We start from the raw sequence: 16,032 nt of genomic DNA, 5'->3' as shown, positions 1-16,032 counted from the left end.
CTCATTCATATCGCAGCGCCGCGTGCAGGACTCCGGGTGCGCCCCGGTCGAGTGCCTCGTAGGCGGCGGGCGCGTTCTCGAACGCGAACTCCGTGGTGGCGAGCGCGGCCAGCGGCAACCCCGGCATCAGGGCCAGCGCGGTGGCGCGGCGGCGGTCGCGGGTCCACCGGTCCTGCTGCGCGGCCGGGATCGTGGACACCTGGCTGGAGCGGATGGTGAGGCGGCGGCGGTGGAAGTCGCCGCCGAGCGGCAGGGAGACCGGCTTGGTGCCGTACCAGGAGCCGACCAGCGCGGTGCCCTCGTGACGCAGCCGCCCGAGCCCGTCCGCGAGCGCGCGCGGGGCACCAGACGTCTCCACCAGCAGCGCCGCCCGCGCGTCCGACTCGTCCGGGTGCCGCGCGGTGATGCCGACCGAGCCGGCCAGCGAGCGCCGCCACTGCTGCGGCTCCAGCGCCACCACCTCCGCGCCGGCCCGGGTGAGTAGCAGCGAGGTCAGCAGCCCCACCGCGCCGAGGCCGGTGACCAGCACGGTCTCGCCCAGCACCGGGCCCGCGTCGAGGCTGAGCTGCAACGCGGTCTCGACGAGCGGGAACATGGTGGCCAGCCGCGGATCCAGGCCGTCCGGCAGCGGCAGCACGTCGGCGGCGGGCGCGGTGAAGTGGGACTGGTGCGGGTGGAACGCGAAGACCGCGGTGCCGTCGGGGGTGCGGCCGACCGCGCTGTAGCCGTACCCGAACGGGTAATGAAAGCCACCCTCGAAGGCGGCGAGCGTCTCGTCGAGCGGCGTCTCCGCGTCCAGTTCGCCGCGGTAGGCCAGCAGCTCCGTGCCCGCGCTGATTCCGGAGTAGACGGTGCGTACCAGCAGCTCATCGCCGGTCGGGTCGTCGAGGTGCACGTCCTCGACCGCGACCGAGCGCGGTGCCAGGAACCGGACGGCGCGCGCTTTCACGGACTTCCCCCAAAGATCTCTTTAATGGACATATAGCCATATAGCCCCGGCGTGGGCATTTATCGGTCTGGCGGTGGGCAGTGGCTGATCCACGTGGTAGCAAAGGTGCCATGATTCTTCCGCCACAGCGAACGGGCGATCCGGCGCCCGCGCCGGTCGAGGTCTGTTCCGTGGTGATTCCCACGCCGTACGGGGAGTTCCGGACCCGGGTCTTCGAGACCGCGGCCGGGCACACGCTGCTCGCGCTGATCCGCGGCGACGTCACCGGCAGTGAGCCCGTGCTCACCCGCCTCCACTCGGAGTGCCTCACCGGCGACGCGCTCGGCTCGCTGCGCTGCGACTGCGGCGTGCAGCTGCGCACCGCGATGCGCACCGTGGCCGCCGCCGGGCGTGGCGTGGTCCTCTACATCACCGGCCACGAGGGTCGCGGGATCGGCCTGGTCAACAAGCTCCGCGCGTACGTCGAGCAGGACAACGGCGCGGACACGCTGGACGCGAACCTGCGCCTCGGCCTGCCCGCGGACGCGCGCACTTACGGCGAGTCCGCGCACGTGCTGCGCGCGATCGGCGTCGAGTCGGTCAACCTGATGTCGAACAACCCGGACAAGGTCGAGGGCCTGCGCGCCGGCGGCCTCACCGTGCAGACCATGGTCGGCCTGCAGACCGCGGCCCACGCGCGCAACGCCGCCTACCTCACCACGAAGGCCGCGCGGATGGGCCACGTCGCCCCGATCGGCGCGGAGCCGGTCACCGTGCCGGAGGCCGGCATCGACGTCCGCGGCCTGATCGGCCGGATCCGCCCGCGCCCGGACCGCCCGTATGTGATGGTCCGCGTCACCCAGACCCTGGACGGCCGCATCCAGCGCGACCCCGGCATCCCCACGGCCGAGGAGCACGCGCTGCGCGCCGCCACCGACGCGGTCATGGTCGGCGCCGGTACCGTCCGCCGCACCGACCCGTCCCTCACGGTCGAGCTGGTCCCCGGCGCCCACCCGCTCCGCGTGGTCCTGGACGGCGACCTCGACCTGCCGCTCACCGCGCGCGTCTTCGGCGGCGACGCCGCCACCACGGTCTTCACCACCAAGGCCGCCGACGCCGCCCGCGCCGACGCGATCCAGGCCGCCGGCGTCGGCCTGCGCGAGGTCTCCGCCGGCCCGCACGGCGTCGACCTCCCCACGGTCCTCGCCGAACTGCGCCGCAGCGGCGTCCAGACCCTGCTGGTCGAGGGCGGCGCCCGGCTGATCACGTCGCTGCTCGACGCCGGCCTCGCCGACCGCCTGATCGTCGCCATCTCCGCCACCACCGAAACCCCCGGCGACACCCGCCTCCCCACCGGCCTCAGCCTGACGAACCGCACCGCCTACACCGCGGGCGACGCCCTCCTCCTCGGCTGGGACATCACCACCTGACCGGCCCGCCGAAGCGGGAAGACCCCCGTGCTCTTCCCGCTTCCGGCGTGGCGCGGCCCGCATGCTCCCGCGGGCCAACCTCGCGGCGGCTCCGCCGCCGCTCCGCCGCCGCATCGGAGCCGGTTCCGCCGCTGGTCACGGAAACCCCGCGGCGTCCGCCGCACTTGTGTCCCCGGCGCACGGCTCGGTTTCTCCGCGGGAACCCCACGCGGCGTCCGTCGCGCTCGTGTCCCCGGCCGCGCGGCTCGGTCTCTCCGCGGGAACCTGCGGCGTCCGTCGCGCTCGTGTCCCCGGCCGCGCGGCTCGGTTCCTCTGCGGAAATCTCGCCGTTTCCGCCACGCCCCTATCCCGGTCGCATGTCGTCATCCTCTGTGGAACGAGTCCCCGTCGGCCGACGTCCCGAGGGAGTGTGCGCGACGCCGGCCTCGCGAGCGCCGGGGGCACGCGACCGTCCTCAACGGACCGACAGGTAACTGACTGAGCACTCAGTCCGCGAACGCCGGCTGAGTGGATGGCCGGCCGTTACTGTCCGGCCGTGCAGTCGGTGATGGTGCAGGGCTGGATCAGGACGTTGTCGAGGACCGGGCCGTGCGCGCCCGGCGTGGTGCTGACGAACTCCACCGACGTCTCCGCGCGCGTGGCGCGGAACGTGAACCACTGCTCCGCGTACCCCATGGTGGTCGTGGTCCTGCCGGTGGTGTCGAACGCGAGCTCCAGCCGCTCCTGGCCGTCGATGCCGGCCACGCCGGTCTTGACGGCCGGGCCGCCCGACGGGTTCCCGGCCAGCCGGAAGCCGACGCGGTAGGTGGCGGCCAGCGTGGTGCGGAACGTCGCGCGGATCGCGCCGGCGGCCGTACCGTTCAGATCCATCGACTGCGCCTCGTGCTGCGCCGCCCAGAAACCGCCGCCGATCAGGTCGACGTCACCGCCGATCACGGTCCACGGGCCGGCCACCGCACCCTGACGGTACGTGTGGAAGCCGCCGGCCGGCGCCGGCGGCTCCTCGAAGCTGTCCCAGAACGCGCCCGCCGTGGCGGGCGCGGGCGCGGCGGCGACGAGGACCGACAGCGCGCCCGCGACGACGGGTGCGGCACGACGTGACATGATCTCCCCCTCTACGTCGGACGATCGGGGCGCTGCCGCGCGAAACGGCGGCCGAGAGGGAGCGCGTCTACCGCATTTTACCTGCTCACCGCGGCTCCGGTGGGCGGATCAGGCGCCGGCGGCAGCGGCCACGGTGATCGCCGCGACCGTGGACGCGATGAGTGCGGCCAGCTCCTTGACCAGCCTGCCCACCGCGACGCCGGCCCAGTGCTGCTCGCCGAGCTCCTTGAGGCGCTTCCGCGTCTCCCGCTTCGGCAGGTCCGGGAAGACCCGGCGCTCCCAGTCGAGCGCGTGGACCAGGGTGCACAGCGCCAGCGTCCGCGTGTCCGGCGTGGTGTCGGTGCCGTCGACCGCCGCGCGCATCAGCCGCCGGCGCTCGGTCTCCACGGCGGGCTCGCCGCCGTCCGGGGACGGGTACCGGGTGACCGGGATGATGCGCAGCACCTTCTCCGCCCGACGTTCCAGGATGCCGCGCTCCACCAGCGCGTCCAGCACCGGCGTGCGCGCCCGCTTGGACAGCCGGTAGATCAGGTCCTGCGCCTTGCGCGGCTTGTCGTCCGCCGCGATCGTGGCCAGCGCCGCGTCGACCGGCGGCGACCCGGTCGGCGTCGCGTCGATCACGGTGACCCGGCCGTCGCGCAGCTCGATCCGCTCCGCCAGCGCCAGCTCCACCAGGTGCGCGCCGGCCACGCCGTAGTCGAGCCACGTACTCATCCCGTACGCGCTGCCCTCGTCGTTGTACGCGAGCAGAACCAGTTCCTCAGCCAGCGAGATCGTCATGTCCGAAAGGCTATGCGACCAGCGCCAACGCTCACATCCGCCGTGCGCCGGACCCACCGCGTCCACCGCGAGCCGCACGCGCTCGTCCGCGGGACGGATCTTCGGGCGCGCCGGCGCTACCGGTCCGGTCGATCTTTGCACTTGAATGGGGGCATGGACGTCATCACGGGGGACGGGCGGACGCTGCGGGTCCACGATCGAGGCACGGGCTCGCGCGTGGTCATGTGGCATCACGGGACGCCGAACGTGGGCACGCCACCGGGCCCGCTGTACGCGGCGGCGAACCGGCTGGGCGTGCGGCTGATCGGCTACGACCGGCCCGGCTACGGCGGTTCCACGCCGGTGCCGGGGCGCGATGTCGCGTCCGCGGCCCGGGACGCGGCCACGGTCGCGGACGCGCTGGGCGTGGACCGGTTCGCGGTGCTCGGTCACTCCGGTGGCGGACCGCACGCGCTGGCCTGCGCCGCGCTGCTGCCGGGCCGGGTGACCGCGGCGGCGTCGATCTCCGGGCCGGCGCCGTACCGCGACGAGACCTGGTTCGACGGCATGGGGCCGGTCACGGAGGCCGGGCTGCGCGCCGCCGTCGCCGGCCGTACCGCCAAGGAGGCCCACGAGGCGGTGAGCGCCCCGCCGCCGGACTTCACGGCCGCGGACTGGGCGGCGCTGGACGGGGAGTGGTCCTGGTTCGGCGAGGTGGTCGCGCCCGCGGTGGCGAACGGCCCGGGGCCGCTGATCGACGACGACCTGGCGTACGTCACACCGTGGGGCTTCGACCCGGCCGCGATCGCGGCGCCGGTGCTGCTGGCGCACGGCGCGGACGACCGGGTGGTGCCGGCCGCGCACGCGCGTGACCTGGTCCCCGGCGCCGAGGTGTGGATCGTCCCGGGGGAGGGGCACATCTCCGTGCTGCCCTGGACCGCGGTCCCGGCGCTGGAGTGGCTGGCCGCCAGGACGTGAGCGCCCGGCGCGACCTCTGTCCACGGTGGCGGCGATCGTGCGCCCGGGCTCAGAACCTGAGGCGCGCCGCGATCGGGAGGTGGTCGCTGCCGGTGCGGTCCAGCGTCCAGATGCGGGTGACGGTGAGCGAGCGCGCCATGATCTGGTCGATCCGGGCGATCGGCGTGCCGGCCGGCCAGGAGAACGCGAAGCCCCGGCCCGTGGTGGTGACCACGGCGCGGATCGGGCGCAGGCCGCGGTCGTCGGTGGTGCCGTTCAGGTCGCCGATCAGGACGATCCGGTCGAGCGGCTCGCGTGCCAGCGCGTTGCCGAGGAAGGTGGCGCTCTCGTCGCGCCGCTCGCTGCCGAAGCCGCCGGCGCCGAGCCGCAGCGACGGCAGGTGCGCGACGTAGACCGCGACGTCGCCGCGCGGCGTGCCGACGACCGCGCGCAGGCCGCGGTTCCACTCGGGATCGTCCACGTCGGACGGGCGCAGGTCGACCAGGCGCGACTCGGCGATCGGGAACCGGGACCACAGGCCGACGGTGCCGTGCACGGCCCGGTACGGGTACTCGGCGGCGAACACCGCCTGGTAGGCCGCGACGTTCTCCGGCAGCAGTTCCTCGACGCCGATCAGGTCGGGCCGCGCGGCCATCAGCGCGCGTGCCGTACCGGCGGGATCGGGGTTCTCGTCACTGAGGTTGTGCTGCACCACGGTCAGGTCGTGCGGGGCGTCCCGGCCGGGCAGCAGCTTGCCGCCGCAGACGATCAGCCACGCGGCCAGCGGCAGCACGGCGGTGAGCACGACGATCCGTGACCGGGCGGTCAGCGCGAGCACCAGCACCACCGGGACGCCCAGGCCCAGCCAGGGCAGGAACGTCTCGATCAGGCTGCCCAGCCGCGGCCCCGCGTTCGGCACCAGGCCGTGCAGCCCGATCGCCACGGCCAGCAGCACCGCGGTCACCGCGACGATCGTCCTCCACACGCGCACGCGTGGATCATGCCAGGCCGGGGGCCGGCGTGGTCGCCGCGGCCGGGCGGATCAGGCGTACGTGCGGTGCAGGTAGGCGATGTCGCGGCCGAACGACCAGATTAGCGCGGCCAGCGCGGCGGCCACCAGGACGCCGGCGACCAGGCCCGGGAGCAGGCCGGACGCGGCCGTGACCAGCACCACGCCCTGCACCGCGGCCACGGTCTTGCGGGAGTAGCGCACCGGCAGGTCGCCCCGCAGCCAGGTGAAGTGCCAGCCGGCCGCCACGAACGCGTACCGGAACGCGCCGATCGCCAGCACCCACCAGCCCAGGTGGTACGACACGTACACGCTCAGGACCAGGATCAGGAACGCGTCGACCTCGCCGTCGAAGCGGGCGCCGAACGGGGAGGTGCTGCCGGTGCGGCGGGCGACGACGCCGTCCACGCCGTCCAGCACCAGCGCGACGGAGGCGAGCACGACCAGCACGGCGACCGGGGTACGGGCCTCCGTGACCAGCGCGGTGACGCCGCCGACCAGGGTGGCGCGGGACAGCGTGACCGCGTTGGCCGGGCCGAACACGCGCAGCCCGGAGCGGTGCATGGCGCGGGCGAGCAGGGCGCAGAGCGCGAGCGCGTAGACCGTGCCGGTCACCCAGCCGCCCGCGCCGAGACCGACCGCGGCGGTGAGGCCGCCGAGCACGGCGAACTGCGCGAGCAGCCCGGCCGCGGGGCCGCGAAGGGGACTGACCGTGCCGGTCCATACGCCTGCAGTCACTGTGCATCCTCCATGCCGGGTGACCACGGCGGCTCGCCGCGGTCGCGTTCTGTCAACACGGAAACTCGCGGCGGACGGTTCACCGGATCATCGAACCGGATCCGCGAAATGCTCGTACCTCCAGGTGACGTCGACCGCCGGAGATCTTGACCGGCCGGGAGGCGGAGCACCCATCGTTACCGTCAGTGGAGGCCGGGATGAGAGTCGCCGAAGCGCCGAGGTACGCCTCGACGTGGCTGGACCTGCGTGAGCCCGCGGACGCCGCGGCCCGCGCGACGGAGCTGGTGGACCTGCTCCGCGGCCGCCTGGCGGACGTCCCCGACCCGGTGATCCTGGACCTCGGCTGCGGCACCGGCTCGATGGCCCGCTGGCTGGCACCGCTGCTGGACGGCCGCCAGCACTGGATCATGCAGGACCGGGACCCGGACCTGCTCGACGTGGCGGCGGCCAGCATGATCGGCACCGGCGCCGCGGTCACCGTGGAGACCCGGCGCGGCGACATCACCAAGCTGACCGCGGCGGACCTGGACGGCGTCTCGCTGGTCACCGCGTCCGCGCTGCTGGACCTGCTGGACGCGGGCGACGCGGCCCGGCTCGCCGCCGCCTGCGCCGAGTCCGGCACGCCCGCGCTGCTCACCCTCTCCGTCACCGGGCGCGCCGAGCTCGACCCGGCGGAACCGCTGGACGGGCCGCTGAACAGCGCGTTCAACGCCCACCTGCGGCACCACGTGGCCGGCCGCACGCTGCTCGGCCCGGACGCGGCCGACGCGCTGGCGGACGCGTTCCGCGCGCGCGGCGTCACGGTGCACGCGGCGCCCAGCCCGTGGCGGCTCGGCCCGGACCGGCGCGAGCTGACCGCGGAGTGGCTGCGCGGCTGGGTCACCGCAGCCTCCACCCGGCTGGGCCGCGACACCGGCGTCGAGCGCGAGATCGACGACTACCTCAGCCGCCGCCTCGCGCGGGCCGCGGCCGGTGACCTGACCGTCACCGTGCACCACACCGACCTGCTGGCGCTGCCGACCGAGGTGTCCCGATGATGCAGAAGTTCCTCTCCTGGGCGAAGCCGGTCGCGGGCGCCGCGATCCTCGCGCTGCTGTTCTGGCGGCTCGGCTCGGTCGCGTTCCTCGACGGCCTGCGCGTGCTGACCTGGCCCACGCTGCTCGCGGCGGCCGGCATCGGCCTGCTCACCACGGTCTTCAGCGCCTGGCGCTGGTGCCTGACCGCGCGCGCCCTCGGCATCCGGCTCCCGCTGCGCGGCGCGATCGCCGACTACTACCAGGCGCTGTTCCTCAACGCCACGCTCCCCGGCGGGCTGCTCGGCGACGTCGACCGCGCGGTGCGCAACGGCCGTGACACCGGCGACGTCGGGCGTGGCGTCCGGGTGGTGGTGCTGGAACGTACCGCCGGTCAGATCATGCTCTTCGCGGTCGGCGCGGTCGTGCTCGTCGCGCACCCCGGCCTGGCGCTGGCGGTCGCGGACGTCGTCTCGGTCTCCCCGGCCGTGCTCGCGGCCGTCGCCACCGGCATCGTGCTGGCCTGCGCGTTCGCCGTGATCAAGCTGCGCCGCAACCCGGGCCGGCTGCGCCGCGCCTGGCGCACCGCCACCGGCGACATCCGCCGTGGCCTGCTCGCCCGCCGCACGCTGCCCGGCATCCTGCTCGCCTCCGCGATCGTCCTCGGCGGGCACCTGGCCACGTTCCTGCTGGCCGCGCGCGCCGCCGGGTCGTACGCCCCCGCGCGGACGCTGCTCCCGCTGCTGGTCACCGCGCTGCTGGTGATGGTGCTGCCGGTCAGCATCGGCGGCTTCGGCCCGCGCGAGGGCTTCCTCGCCTGGGCGTTCGCCACCGCCGGCTTCAGCGCCACCCAGGGCCTCACGGTCGCGGTCGTCTACGGCCTGTTCGCCCTGGTCGCCAGCCTCCCCGGCGTCGCGGTCCTGGCCCTGCGCCTGCTGGCCCGCCGCCGCACCCCGGCCCCGGTCCCGATCGCCGTGCCGGTGGAGCCGCTCATCCCGGCCGACGTGGTCACCACCCGGACGATCAAGACCCTGGAGCCCGCGGCTGCCTAGATCCGCGATTCGAGGTGTGCGAAGAGCGAGGAGCACCAGCGGACGTACGGCTCCGCGGTGCCCTCGCGGGTGGGGTGGACGCGGTTGGCGAGGATGAGCACGCCCAGGCCGCGGGACGGTGAGAGCCAGAGGCGGTTGCCGACGTAGCCGGTGTGGCCGAAGCCGGGCAGCCGGGTGGACCCGAGACCCGGGCGCGGCGTGACCATCCAGCCCAGGCCGAACGTGGCGCCCGGCCGGGCCGGGGTGATCGCCGGGCCGCGCAGCCAGGTCTGTGCCGCGGCCGTGACCAGCGACAGCGTGCCGAACGCGCCGGCCTGACCGGCCACGCCGCCCATCGCGGCGGCGTTCTCGTCGTGCACCTCGCCGACGATCAGCCGGCCGCGCCACGGGTCGAGTTCGGTCGCGACCGAGGACGACGGCGGTGCGCCGAAGCGCAGGCCGGTACGGTCGCGGGCGAGCGCGTCCAGCGTGCGGCCGGACAGCGCCTCCACCATCCGGCCGAGCAGCATGAAACCGAGATCGCTGTAGACCTCCTCGGGCGGGCCGAGCGGCTGGGCGAGCACCGCGCGCAGCACCGCGTCGCGGCCGGTCGCGGTGCGGTAGAACGGGACGGTGGCGGGCAGGCCGGCCGTGTGCGTGAGCAGCGCGCGAACCGTGGCGCGGCCGACGGCGTACCCCCGTGCCTCGGGCCAGAGGTCTTCCAGCGGCAGGTCCGGGTTCGGCACCAGATCGCGCACCTCCGGCAACGTGACCAGCACCTTCGTCAGGCTGGCCAGGTCCCACCAGTCCTCGTCGGTGACCGGCCGGCCGGTGGTCAGGTCCGCGGTGCCGTGCACCACCCGGGTGAACACCTCGTCCGGGCCGAACACGGCGACGGCGGTGGCCGGCGCGGGCGACCGGCGGACGATGTCGAGCAGTGAAGACCCCACGTGGACAGGTATAGCGGACGCACTATTTTGGTCCGGTGACGCACCTCTGCATCGACTTCGGCACGTCCAGCACGGTCGCGGTGCTGGCCGGACGCCAGGGCGTACGCCCCGTGCTGTTCGACGGCGTGCCGGCGCTGCCCTCCGGCGTCTGCGCGGACCCGGCCGGGCGCCTGGTGGCCGGCCCGGACGCGGTGCACGCGGCGGCGTCCGCGCCGGAGCGGTTCGAGCCCTACCCGAAGCAGCGCATCGACGAGAAGTCGGTGCTGCTCGGCGGCGTGGAGTTCGCGGTGGCCGACCTGATCGCGACCGTGCTGCGCCGGGTGGTCGCGCAGCTTCCCGCGCCGCCGCAGCGCGTCACGCTGACCCATCCGGCCGCGTGGGGCGCCCAGCGCCGCGAGGTGCTGTGGGAGGCCGCCGCCCGCGCCGGGCTGAACTCGGTGCGCCTGATCAGCGAGCCGGTCGCGGCCGCGGCCCACTTCGCCGCCACCGCCGGTGACGCGCTCCCGGCCGGCGGCACCGCGCTGGTCTGCGACGTGGGCGCGGGCACGGTGGACGCGTCCGTGGTCCGCCGCACGCCGACCGGCTTCGAGGTGCTGGCCACGACCGGCCTGCCGGACGGCGGCGGCCTGGACCTGGACGCCGCGATCGTCGCGCACCTCGGCACGGTCTACGCGCCGCGCCACGGCGCCGCCTGGACCCGGCTGGTCGCGCCGTCCGCGCCCGCCGACCGGGCCGCGTCCCGCGCCTTCTGGACCGGCGTGCGGGTCGGCAAGGAGGCGCTGTCCCGCTCCCCGGGCACCCACATCCACCTGCCGATCCTCCAGCAGGAGGCGCCGCTGGGCCGCGAGCAGTTCGAGGCGCTGGCCCGCCCGGTGCTGGACCGGACCGTCGACGCCACGCTGGCCGTGCTGCGCGAGGCGCGGGTGGAGCGGTCGTCGCTGGGCGGCGTGTTCCTGGTCGGCGGCGGCAGCCGGGTGCCGCTGCTGGCCACGCTGCTGCACCGCGCGCTGGGGGTGGCGCCGGCCGCGGTGGAGGCGCCGGAACTGGCGGTCGCGTCCGGCGCGGTCACCGCCGAGGACGTCAGCGGCCCGGACGCGGAGCTGACCGTGAAGGCGGCCCGGCCGATGGACCGGACGAAGGTGTACGGCGCCGCCGCGATCCCGGTCTCCACGCCGGCCGGGCGCGGGCGCCGGGTGATGTTCGTGGCCGCGCTGGTGGTGGCGGCCGCGCTCGCCGGTGCCACGGCCGCCGCCTGGCCGCGCGGCGACGACAACACCACCGGGCCGTACGACGACACGACCGTCACCGAGAACGTCTGGAACGGCGAGTTCTTCATGCAGATCGACAGCGCCGGCCGGGACCGTTCCTCCGGCCGGCTGCTGCTGCGGGTTCGCCAGGCGAGCCAGGATGAGAACCGGGAGACGATCGACGGCACCGGGCCGTGGGTGACGGTCCGGGTCGACCCGGCCGCCGAGGTGTGGCGCGCGGACCGCACACCGAGCAGCGTGGACGAGCTGTTCACGGACCTGAGCGCGCGCGACGACACCACCGGCGGCTTCCGGCTCACGTTCGACCCGCAGGGCACCGTGACCGAGGTCCGCTGGCTCTAGCCTCGCTCCGCCCCCCTTCGATAAAGGCTCTAGCCGGCCGCGGCCCGTTCGAGGGTCTGCCGGAACGCGCGGGCCGCCGGCGACGCCGCGCCCGCGACGCGCTGCGCCGTGAAGATGGTGCGGCGCGGCGCGGACGGCAGCTCCACCAGCCGGCACGACGTGGACCGTCCGGTCCAGACCAGGTCCGGGATGAGCGCGACCGCGTTGCCGGACTCGACCAGCCGGATCTGCGACTGCAGGTCCGCGGTCTCGTAGCGCACGTCCGGCTCGAACCCGGCGACCCGGCAGGTCTGCAGCGCGAAGTGCCGGGACGCGGTGCCGTGCGGCTCCATCACCCACGGCATGTCGCGGGCGTCGCGGAGGTCGCTGACCGGGCGCGGCGACGTCTCGGCCGGCGGCAGCGCGAGCCGGATCGCGTCCGTGGTCAGGTCGCGCCGGTCCAGGCCGGGGTGGTGCGGTGCCGCGTGCGCCGGGTACTGCTCCGCGACCACCATGTCGAAGTCGCGCGCCCAGGTCTCGCGCAGCGCCTCCTCCGGCTCCCGCTGCACCATCTCCACGCGTACGTCCGGATGGTTCTCCGCCATGCTGCGCAGCGCGGCCGGCATCAGCGCCAGCGCCGCGGACTGGAACACGGCCACCCGCACGCGCCCGCTGACCCGGGTGAGCGAGGCCTGCAACGCGGCCTCCGCGCGCTCCAGGGTGTCCAGCACCTCGCCCGCGGACGCGACCAGCACCTCGGCCTGCGGGGTGAGCTGCAGCCGCCGGCCGGACTTGCGCAGCAGCACCATGCCGGTCTCCTTCTCCAGCAGGCTGAGCTGCTGGGAAACGGCGGAGGGGGAGAAGTTGAGCGCCTCGGCGACGGCCGCGATCGTGCCCCGGATGGCGAGCTCGCGCAGCAGCACGAGCCGGCGGATCTCCAGCATCCGGTCACTCCTCGCTGATCTGATCAAGAGCGCGGGTGCGGGAAACGAAGACCGTGTTGTCGCGCACCCGCGGAGAGACAGTTAACCCAGCCTGAAGAATACCCGTCACAAACGATCGCTTTTCCTAATGCAAGGAGGGGACCGAAACTGGGCATCTCAAGCCATGGAGGGAACCACCGAGATGAACGCCACCGACCCCGAGCTGAGCGCCGCGGCCGTCACCCTGGTCCGGCGCTGGCTGCGTGAGGCCGAGACGTATCCCGTCTCCGGCTCCGCCGCCCAGCTGGCCGGCGTGCTGCGCGACCCCAAGGGCCTGTCGTTCGCGGTCGGCTTCGTCGACGGCGTCGTCCGGCCGGAGGATCCGCGGGTCAGCGCCCGCGCGCTCAGCCGCCTGGCCCGCGACGTGCCGTCGTTCCTGCCCGCGCCGTTGCGCGCGGCCGTGAAGGCCGGTGGCGCGCTCGCCCCCACGATGCCCGGCGTGGTGGTGCCGATCGCCCGCCGCGTGCTGCGCGAGATGGTCGGCCACCTGATCGTCGACGCGACCGACGCCCGCCTCGGCAAGGCCATCCAGAAGATCAAGGGCCAGGGGGTACGGCTCAACGTCAACCTCCTCGGCGAGGCCGTGCTGGGCCGGGGCGAGGCCGCGCACCGGCTGACCGAGACCGAGCGGCTGCTCGCCCGCCCGGACGTCGACTACGTCTCGATCAAGGTGTCGGCCACGGTCGCGCCGCACAACCCGTGGGCGTTCGACGAGGCGGTCGCGCACATCCAGACGCGGTTGACGCCGCTGTTCACCCGCGCCCGGGACGAGCGCAAGTTCATCAACCTCGACATGGAGGAGTACAAGGACCTCGATCTGACCATCGAGGTCTTCACCCGCCTGCTCGACCGCCCGGAGTTCCTGGACCTGGAGGCCGGGATCGTGCTCCAGGCGTACCTCCCGGACGCCCTGTCCGCCATGATGCGGCTGCAGGAGTGGTCCGCGGCCCGGCGCGCCCGGGGCGGCGCCGGCATCAAGGTGCGCCTGGTGAAGGGCGCGAACCTGCCGATGGAGCAGGTCGAGGCGTCGCTGCACGGCTGGCCGCTGGCCACCTGGGGCAGCAAGGTCGAGACGGACACGAACTACAAGCGGGTGCTGGACTACGCGCTGCACCCGGACCGGATCGGGAACGTGCGACTGGGCGTGGCCGGCCACAACCTGTTCGACGTGGCGTACGCGTGGCTGCTGGCCGGCGAGCGCGGCGTCCGGGACGGCATCGAGTTCGAGATGCTGCTCGGCATGGCGCAGGGCCAGGCGGAGGCGGTCCGGCGCGAGGTCGGCGGGCTGCTGCTCTACACGCCGGTGGTCAAGCCGGCCCAGTTCGACGTGGCGATCGCGTACCTGATCCGCCGCCTGGAAGAGGGCGCGAGCAGCGAGAACTTCATGTCCGCGGTGTTCGACCTGAACTCCTCCGAGGCGCTCTTCGAGCGGGAGCGGCGCCGGTTCGAGGCCTCGCTGGCCGCGCTGGACGCCGAGGTGCCGCCGGCGCACCGGGTCGCGGACCGGCACGCGGTCGTCCCGGTCGCCACGATCGGGCACTTCGAGAACACGCCGGACACGGACCCGTCGGTGGCCACCAACCGCGACTGGGTCCGCGCCGCCGTGCGAAAGGCCGAGAGCTCCGACATCGGTACGGCGCGGATCGACGCGGCCCGGATCGACAGCACGGCCGCGCTCAACGACCTCCTCGAGAAGGCCGGCGCCACCACCTGGGGCGGCGTCACCGGCGAGGACCGGGCCAAGGTGCTGCACCGCGTCGGTGAGCGGATCGAGGCGCACCGCGCCGCGCTGATCGAGGTGATGGCCGCGGAGGCCGGCAAGACCGCGGACCAGGCCGACCCCGAGGTGTCCGAGGCCGTCGACTTCGCCCACTACTACGCGGAACTGGCCCGCGAGCTGGACGACGTCGACGGCGCCGCGTTCACGCCCGCCGGGATCACGCTGGTCACGCCGCCGTGGAACTTTCCGGTCGCGATCCCGGCCGGCGGCGTGCTGGCCGCGCTCGCCGCCGGGTCCGCCGCCGTGCTCAAGCCCGCCGGCCCGGCCGAGCGCTGCGGCGCCGTGCTGGCCGAGGCGATCTGGGAGGCGCTCGACGACGCCGGCGTCTCCCGCGACGTGCTCACGCTGGTGCAGGTCGACGAGGGCGAGCTGGGCGCGTCGCTGATCGCCCACCCGAAGATCGACCGGACGATCCTGACCGGCGCGTACGAGACCGCGGAGCTGTTCCGCTCGTTCCGCCCCGACCTGCCGCTGCTGGCCGAGACCAGCGGCAAGAACGCGATCATCGTGACGCCCAGCGCGGACCTCGACCTCGCGGTCAAGGACGTGGTCCACTCCGCGTTCGGCCATGCCGGGCAGAAGTGCTCGGCCGCGTCGCTGGTCGTGCTGGTCGGCTCCGTCGCCCGCTCCACGCGGTTCCGCACCCAGCTGCTGGACGCGGTCTCCTCACTCACGGTCGGCTACCCGTGGGACCCGGCCGCGCAGGTCGGCCCGGTGATCGAGCCGGCCACCGGCAAGCTGCTCGACGGCCTGACCACGCTCGGCGAGGGCGAGTCCTGGCTGCTGGAACCGAAGCGGCTCGACGAGACCGGCCGGCTGTGGAGCCCCGGCGTGCGGGACGGCGTGCGGCGCGGCTCCGCCTACCACCACACCGAGTACTTCGGCCCGATCCTCGGCATCATGACCGCGGACACGCTCAGCGAGGCGATCGACATCGTCAACGAGGTCGAGTACGGCCTGACCTCCGGCATCCACTCGCTGGACGTGGCCGAGCTGCGCACCTGGCTCAACCGGGTCCGGGCCGGCAACCTCTACGTCAACCGCGGCACCACCGGCGCGATCGTGCGCCGGCAGCCGTTCGGCGGCTGGAAGCGCTCCTCGGTCGGCCCCGGCACCAAGGCCGGCGGCCCGAACTACCTGATCGGCCTCGGTGACTGGGCGTCCCGCCCGGCCGCCGCGGTCACCGAGCCGAGCGCGCGCGTCCGCAACCTGCTCGGCCGCGCTAAGCAGGCCCTGTCCGGCGACGACGCCGCCTACCTGGAGCGCGCCGCCCGCAGCGACGCCGAGGCGTGGGCGGGCCACTTCGCGCCCTCGGACGTCTCCGGCCTGGCCGCGGAGCGCAACGTGCTGCGCTACCTGCCGGTCCCGGTCGAGCTGCGCCTCGAGGCCGGCGGCTCGGTCGCGGAGCTGGTCCGCCTGGTCGTGGCCGGCACGCTGGCCGGCGCGGACCTGACCGTCTCCACCGCGGTGCCGCTGCCCGAGGCGCTCGGCATCGCGCACACGGTCGAGCCGCTGGAGGCGTGGACCGCGCGCCTCGGCCCGGGCCGCGCCCGCCTGGTCGGCGGCTCGGTCCCCGCCGTGGTCACCGCCACCGGCGGCCGTCCCGACCTGGCCGTCTACGGCGGCCCGGTGACCGAGTCGGGCCGCATCGAGCTGCTGCCGTTCCTGCGCGAGCAGGCGGTCAGCATCACCGCGCACCGCTTCGGCAACCCGGACGGCGTCGCGGCCGCGGTCCTCTAGAAGATCACGATCCGGCGGGGG

At 74.6% G+C, this 16,032-nt stretch carries 13 protein-coding genes; 6 read left to right on the top strand and 7 right to left on the bottom strand.

Translation table 11 applies throughout. The features are described 5' to 3' along the window. Nucleotide 1 precedes the first annotated feature (1 nt). Nucleotides 2-949: a zinc-dependent alcohol dehydrogenase gene (locus J2S41_RS17145; protein ID WP_310368876.1), complete on the bottom strand. Its 948-nt coding sequence runs from the start codon at nt 947-949 to the stop codon at nt 2-4. Nucleotides 950-1,059: 110 nt separating this feature from the next. Here J2S41_RS17145 and ribA point away from each other — a divergent pair, with 110 nt between their 5' ends. Then, nucleotides 1,060-2,358 (top strand): GTP cyclohydrolase II RibA, encoded by a 1,299-nt coding sequence (ribA, locus tag J2S41_RS17140; protein WP_310368875.1) that lies wholly within the window; start codon nt 1,060-1,062, stop codon nt 2,356-2,358. Between the two features lie 522 nt (nt 2,359-2,880). Here ribA and J2S41_RS17135 read toward each other — a convergent pair. Together J2S41_RS17135 and J2S41_RS17130 are read right to left on the bottom strand one after the other, a co-directional pair. Next, nucleotides 2,881-3,462 (bottom strand): choice-of-anchor C family protein, encoded by a 582-nt coding sequence (locus J2S41_RS17135; RefSeq protein ID WP_310368874.1) that lies wholly within the window; start codon nt 3,460-3,462, stop codon nt 2,881-2,883. A gap of 108 nt (nt 3,463-3,570) precedes the next feature. Then, complete coding sequence (locus tag J2S41_RS17130) at nt 3,571-4,242, bottom strand: GOLPH3/VPS74 family protein (protein ID WP_310368873.1); 672 nt, start codon at nt 4,240-4,242, stop codon at nt 3,571-3,573. A 153-nt stretch (nt 4,243-4,395) separates the two neighbouring features. On the opposite strand from J2S41_RS17130, the gene J2S41_RS17125 reads away from it, so the two are divergent. Continuing rightward, nucleotides 4,396-5,199, top strand: a complete 804-nt coding sequence (locus tag J2S41_RS17125) for an alpha/beta fold hydrolase (protein ID WP_310368872.1) — start codon at nt 4,396-4,398, stop codon at nt 5,197-5,199. A gap of 49 nt (nt 5,200-5,248) precedes the next feature. Here the strand turns inward: J2S41_RS17125 and J2S41_RS17120 are convergent, their stop codons facing one another. Continuing rightward, nucleotides 5,249-6,169: an endonuclease/exonuclease/phosphatase family protein gene (locus J2S41_RS17120; protein ID WP_310368871.1), complete on the bottom strand. Its 921-nt coding sequence runs from the start codon at nt 6,167-6,169 to the stop codon at nt 5,249-5,251. A gap of 51 nt (nt 6,170-6,220) precedes the next feature. After that, nucleotides 6,221-6,925, bottom strand: a complete 705-nt coding sequence (locus J2S41_RS17115) for a CDP-alcohol phosphatidyltransferase family protein (RefSeq protein WP_310368870.1) — start codon at nt 6,923-6,925, stop codon at nt 6,221-6,223. A 197-nt stretch (nt 6,926-7,122) separates the two neighbouring features. Here J2S41_RS17115 and J2S41_RS17110 point away from each other — a divergent pair, with 197 nt between their 5' ends. Together J2S41_RS17110 and J2S41_RS17105 are read left to right on the top strand one after the other, a co-directional pair. Next, nucleotides 7,123-7,962 (top strand): class I SAM-dependent methyltransferase, encoded by an 840-nt coding sequence (locus J2S41_RS17110; protein ID WP_310368869.1) that lies wholly within the window; start codon nt 7,123-7,125, stop codon nt 7,960-7,962. Continuing rightward, nucleotides 7,959-8,990 carry a lysylphosphatidylglycerol synthase transmembrane domain-containing protein gene (locus J2S41_RS17105; RefSeq protein ID WP_310368868.1) on the top strand — a complete coding sequence of 344 codons (1,032 nt, stop codon included), beginning with the start codon at nt 7,959-7,961 and terminating at the stop codon, nt 8,988-8,990. The genes J2S41_RS17110 and J2S41_RS17105 overlap by 4 nt, the downstream gene beginning before the upstream one ends. Here J2S41_RS17105 and J2S41_RS17100 read toward each other — a convergent pair. After that, nucleotides 8,987-9,919: a serine hydrolase domain-containing protein gene (locus tag J2S41_RS17100; RefSeq protein WP_310368867.1), complete on the bottom strand. Its 933-nt coding sequence runs from the start codon at nt 9,917-9,919 to the stop codon at nt 8,987-8,989. The two genes, J2S41_RS17105 and J2S41_RS17100, sit on opposite strands and share 4 nt — an antisense overlap. Nucleotides 9,920-9,954: 35 nt before the next feature. Here J2S41_RS17100 and J2S41_RS17095 point away from each other — a divergent pair, with 35 nt between their 5' ends. Further along, nucleotides 9,955-11,529: an Hsp70 family protein gene (locus tag J2S41_RS17095; protein WP_310368866.1), complete on the top strand. Its 1,575-nt coding sequence runs from the start codon at nt 9,955-9,957 to the stop codon at nt 11,527-11,529. A gap of 29 nt (nt 11,530-11,558) precedes the next feature. Here the strand turns inward: J2S41_RS17095 and J2S41_RS17090 are convergent, their stop codons facing one another. After that, complete coding sequence (locus J2S41_RS17090) at nt 11,559-12,452, bottom strand: LysR family transcriptional regulator (protein ID WP_310368865.1); 894 nt, start codon at nt 12,450-12,452, stop codon at nt 11,559-11,561. Nucleotides 12,453-12,615: 163 nt separating this feature from the next. On the opposite strand from J2S41_RS17090, the gene J2S41_RS17085 reads away from it, so the two are divergent. Next, nucleotides 12,616-16,011, top strand: coding sequence for a bifunctional proline dehydrogenase/L-glutamate gamma-semialdehyde dehydrogenase (locus J2S41_RS17085; RefSeq protein WP_310368864.1), 3,396 nt, complete (start codon nt 12,616-12,618; stop codon nt 16,009-16,011). Nucleotides 16,012-16,032 lie beyond the last annotated feature (21 nt).

Origin of the sequence: Catenuloplanes atrovinosus, assembly GCF_031458235.1 — a bacterium.
GTDB lineage: Bacteria > Actinomycetota > Actinomycetes > Mycobacteriales > Micromonosporaceae > Catenuloplanes > Catenuloplanes atrovinosus.
The sequence above is the reverse complement of the archived record's forward strand: the minus strand, read 5'-3'. Positions and strand labels throughout refer to the sequence as shown.

What these genes read in the sequence shown, in the direction of transcription:
- J2S41_RS17105 (WP_310368868.1), top strand. Translation starts at nt 7,959, where the DNA reads ATGATGCAGAAGTTCCTCTCCTGGGCGAAGCCGGTCGCGGGCGCCGCG.
- J2S41_RS17085 (WP_310368864.1), top strand. Translation starts at nt 12,616, where the DNA reads ATGGAGGGAACCACCGAGATGAACGCCACCGACCCCGAGCTGAGCGCC.
- J2S41_RS17125 (WP_310368872.1), top strand. Translation starts at nt 4,396, where the DNA reads ATGGACGTCATCACGGGGGACGGGCGGACGCTGCGGGTCCACGATCGA.
- J2S41_RS17135 (WP_310368874.1), bottom strand. Translation starts at nt 3,462, where the DNA reads ATGTCACGTCGTGCCGCACCCGTCGTCGCGGGCGCGCTGTCGGTCCTC.
- ribA (WP_310368875.1), top strand. Translation starts at nt 1,060, where the DNA reads ATGATTCTTCCGCCACAGCGAACGGGCGATCCGGCGCCCGCGCCGGTC.
- J2S41_RS17130 (WP_310368873.1), bottom strand. Translation starts at nt 4,242, where the DNA reads ATGACGATCTCGCTGGCTGAGGAACTGGTTCTGCTCGCGTACAACGAC.
- J2S41_RS17090 (WP_310368865.1), bottom strand. Translation starts at nt 12,452, where the DNA reads ATGCTGGAGATCCGCCGGCTCGTGCTGCTGCGCGAGCTCGCCATCCGG.
- J2S41_RS17110 (WP_310368869.1), top strand. Translation starts at nt 7,123, where the DNA reads ATGAGAGTCGCCGAAGCGCCGAGGTACGCCTCGACGTGGCTGGACCTG.